The organism is Streptomyces ossamyceticus (assembly GCF_001418475.1).
GTDB classification, from domain to species: Bacteria; Actinomycetota; Actinomycetes; order Streptomycetales; family Streptomycetaceae; genus Streptomyces; species Streptomyces ossamyceticus.
This window is the reverse complement of sequence record NZ_LIQX01000145.1, coordinates 1-3,632: the sequence shown is the minus strand read 5'-3', so window position 1 is coordinate 3,632 and position 3,632 is coordinate 1. Positions and strand designations below refer to the sequence as shown.

The 3,632-nt window shown below is 73.1% G+C and carries 4 protein-coding genes; 2 read left to right on the top strand and 2 right to left on the bottom strand.

Going from position 1 to position 3,632, the window contains the following annotated elements; translation table 11 throughout:
- Together AOK15_RS46700 and AOK15_RS48295 are read left to right on the top strand one after the other, a co-directional pair.
- Window positions 1-537 (top strand): sensor histidine kinase (locus tag AOK15_RS46700; RefSeq protein WP_240508402.1); only part of this gene is annotated, 537 nt, incomplete at its 5' end.
- Window positions 538-659: 122 nt separating this feature from the next.
- Window positions 660-788: a hypothetical protein gene (locus AOK15_RS48295; protein WP_276206207.1), complete on the top strand. Its 129-nt coding sequence runs from the start codon at window positions 660-662 to the stop codon at window positions 786-788.
- Here AOK15_RS48295 and AOK15_RS12465 read toward each other — a convergent pair.
- Window positions 785-2,038 carry a hypothetical protein gene (locus AOK15_RS12465; protein WP_055515897.1) on the bottom strand — a complete coding sequence of 418 codons (1,254 nt, stop codon included), beginning with the start codon at window positions 2,036-2,038 and terminating at the stop codon, window positions 785-787. The two genes, AOK15_RS48295 and AOK15_RS12465, sit on opposite strands and share 4 nt — an antisense overlap.
- 104 nt (window positions 2,039-2,142) lie before the next feature.
- Window positions 2,143-3,402, bottom strand: coding sequence for a PP2C family protein-serine/threonine phosphatase (locus tag AOK15_RS12460; RefSeq protein ID WP_055515896.1), 1,260 nt, complete (start codon window positions 3,400-3,402; stop codon window positions 2,143-2,145).
- Between the last annotated feature and the right edge of the window lie 230 nt (window positions 3,403-3,632).

Below are 3,632 nucleotides of genomic sequence, written 5' to 3'. Positions count from 1 at the left end.
CTCGGCCGGATCGCCACCGAGGTCGGCCGGATGAGCACCCTCATCGACGAACTCGTCCTGCTCACCCGCCTCGACCTCGGCCAACCCCTGCAACTGACCTGCGTGGACCTCGCCCAGCTCTGCCGCGACGCCGCCTCCGCCGCCCGGGACTGCCACCCCGACCACCCCGTACGGCTGCTCCTCGCGCCCGGCGACCACACCGTCACCGGCGACCCGCTCCGTCTGCACCAGCTCGTCGCCAACCTGCTGAACAACGCCCGCGTCCACACCCCGCCCGGCACCACCACCACGCTGGGCCTCGGCACGGAGGACGGCTACCGCGTCATCGAGGTCATGGACGACGGCCCCGGCATCCCTCGGGAACTCCGCGCCCGCCTCTTCGAGCCCTTCGTCCGCGGCGAGGCAACCAAGGCACCGGGCAGCGGACTCGGCCTCAGCATCGTCACCGCGATCGCGACGGCCCACGGCGGCACGGTGCTCCTCGAACCCTCCGGCGACGGCGCGTGGTTCAGGGTGCGGCTCCCCGCGCCCCACTGATGCGGAGGCGGTGTGAACGGTTGGCGAGGGGAGGTGCTTTTTACCGAGGCTTGACCGGTTTCGGAGCAAACTCCGATCAAGCTCCGATCCGATCCGGATCCGCGCCCGCTTAAGTGATCGACGTGCGGGGGCACATCATCGGTGTGACCTCGCACAACTCCCCCTCCGAGGTCGGCCCCGCGCGCGCTCTGATCGACGGCTCATCGATCTACGACGAACGGAACGACGGCTCATCGGCCCGGCTCGACTAACCGGGTACGTGCTGGGCCGACCTCAACTCGGCGAGGTGCTGCCGTACATGGTCCAGCGCCCCTTCCCGCCGCCCCGGCACCCGGCTCCGCAACTCGACCAGCCGCAGCCCCAGTTCACCGGCCCGCCGCGGGTCACCGATCTGGCCCCACTGGTGGTGGGCCCGGTCGACGGCCGCCTCGACCGCCGGGTCCCGCACGTCCTGCCCCGTGGCCAGCCGCGCCTCGGCCACGCCCATCCAGGTCTCGCAACTGCGCGCCGCGTCCCCGGCGAACATCGCCAGGTCGGCCCGCACCTCACGCCAGTGCAGCTCCTGTGCCGTCCCCGCCCCGAACGCGCGCCGGGCGGCCTCCTCCCACCGGGCGGCGAGAGCGTCGGCCTCGGCGTGCCGCCCGTCCTGCACGGCGGTCGTGATGGCGAGATGAGGATCGTCGGCCTCCGCGCCCCCGGCCTCCACACCCCCGGCATCCGTGCCCCTGGCCTCGGCTTTCCCCGCCTCCGCGCCCCCGGTCCGTGCGTTCGGCACACCGGTGGGCGGCTCGGGCAGGACGACGACCTGCTCGGACAGGACCATGGCCGGCTCGGGCAGGACGGCGACCGGGTCTCCCTGCGGCCCGCCGCCGGCGGCCCCCGCGTCCTGGGCCAGGAGGATGTCCCCGTACTCCGTCGTCCGCAGCAGCACCTGCTCGTGCAGGACCGTGGGAGGCAGGCGCTGTCCGCTGCGCAGTATCGTCGCGAGGGCCTTCATGTACTGCGGTACGGCCACGCCCCGCCGGGACGGCGGCGGCGCGATCCGCCCGTACACGTTCACCCGCGGGCCGACCGGCAACGGCCGCCCCGCCAGTTGCCGCCACACCTCCGCGTCGGCGTGCAGATCGAGGAACAGTGTCGTGGATCCGGGCGCGCGCAGCCGGAGTTCCTCGACCATCCAGTGCCAGGGGAACGCGGTGTAGCGCACGGTCGCCGGGGTGGTGCGGGCCAGCGCGAGATGCACGAGCCGCTGCTTGCGGTCGAGTTGCAGCTGCCCGGTGAGGTACACGGTGAGCGGGCCGGGCGCTGTGGCCGCCGCCCGCAGCCGGGTGAGGACGGCCTGCGGCTCCAGGGGGTCGGCGAGTTCGACGACGTTCGCCGTACCCGTGCCGGACAGGACCTCGGGCGAGACGGCCGCGAGCACGGGAAGCACGGAGGCCGCGTCCACCAGGCACCCCTTGCCCACGGGCGAGGCCGCGAGCAGCAGCACGGTTCCGGGCATCGGTTCCCTCCCCATCGATCACGTACGCCAGCCAGCACCGTAACCGCTGCGCGTGCAAACGGGGAAAGGACCGGGTGGGATCGCCCTGTCGAGGGAGGTTCCGGTCAGGGGACCTCGGTGGCGCCGGGGGCACGTCCGGTGCCGGTGCCGCGGCGCACCGCGAAGATCGTCGTGTCGTCGTCGAGATACCCGCCCGTGTGACCGAGGACGCCGTCGTGGACGAGGCGCACGAGGGCGACCGGGTCGGTCGCGGCACGCGGATCGGCGGCGATCGCCCGGCTCAGATAGGCGCGCAGGGGAAAGAACACCCCGTCCCCGTCCCGCGCCTCCGTCACCCCGTCGGTGACCAACAGCAACGCCTCGTCGGGGGCGAGCCGCACGGTGACGCCCACACAGCCCGGTCCGCCGGCGGCCGGTGGGCCCGTCGGGTTGGTGGGTTCCAACTCGCTGAGGCCCAGCGGGAGTCCGTCGCCCAGCACGAGGACGCGTACACCGTCGGGGGAGACCAGCAGCGGGGGTTCGTGGCCGAAGTTGATGATGTCGACGGTGAGGGTGTCGAGGCCCGTCGTGTCGGGACCCCAGTCGGTGCGCTCGCTGCGCAGCTCGGGGAAGTCGAGGAGCACGGCGGTCGCGAAGCGTTCCGCGTCGTCGCGGCCGACATGGGCGCAGTAGCGGACGTGGCGGATCATCCGGGTCTCCAGCCGTTCGGCCACCGTGCCGGGTTCCGCCTCGTAGTACGCGGCCTCCCGGAACGTGCCCAGCAGCACGGACGCCGCCTCCACCGCCCCGAGGCCCTTGCCCTGGACGTCGCCGACGAGGACGCGCGTGCCGTGCGGGCTCGGCTGGATGTCGTAGAAGTCGCCGCCGACGCGGGCCTCGCTGTCCGCCGCGAGATACACCTCGGCGTGGTCGAGGCCGCCGGCGTGCGGTGGCAGCTGGCGCAGCAGGATCTTGCGGGTGGTGTCGACGACGGCCCGCATGTGCAGCATCCGCTCCTGCCCGCGCAGCCGCACCGCGCAGGCCAGGACGGACATCACCCCGCCGAGGGCGAGAAGGATGAAGTCGGGAAGACCGCTGCGGTACTGGTGCGGCCAGGCGTTGTCGACCATGTAGTACGCGATCATCGCCAGCACCGCGAACAGCGCCGTCGTCCACACCCCGCAGACCGCGGCGGCGATCCCCGGGACGAGCACCAGCCACGAGATGACCCGGAAGTCGCCGCTGGTCACCCAGTCGAGGGCGGGGACGGCGCAGAGAACCATCAGCGGCGGAAGCCAGGCGACGCTGCGACCGTGTACCCGCAGCAGCTGCTGCCGCTCCACGGGATCCGGCGCCCGGCGCGCACGCGGCATCGGCATCCGCATGCCCCTCAGCGAAGCACGCCGCCACGCCCCGCGCATCCCGGCCCCCGGCCGTGACCAGGTTTTTCCCTTACTCCGACTTGCCGACGGGGCTCCCCAGGTGTGACCTGGTAAGCGGGGGCGGGCAGTCGCGGGGGAGGTAAGGAAGGAGTGCTCCCATGGCTCAGACGGCACCCAGGCCGGGCACACCGCTGCACGGGGTCGCGGCCGCGCCGATGCCGCGCACGACCCCG

Bases quoted from the DNA above. Each gene is read 5' to 3' on its own strand.
- AOK15_RS12460 (WP_055515896.1), bottom strand. From the start codon at position 3,402: ATGCGGATGCCGATGCCGCGTGCGCGCCGGGCGCCGGATCCCGTGGAG.
- AOK15_RS12465 (WP_055515897.1), bottom strand. From the start codon at position 2,038: ATGCCCGGAACCGTGCTGCTGCTCGCGGCCTCGCCCGTGGGCAAGGGG.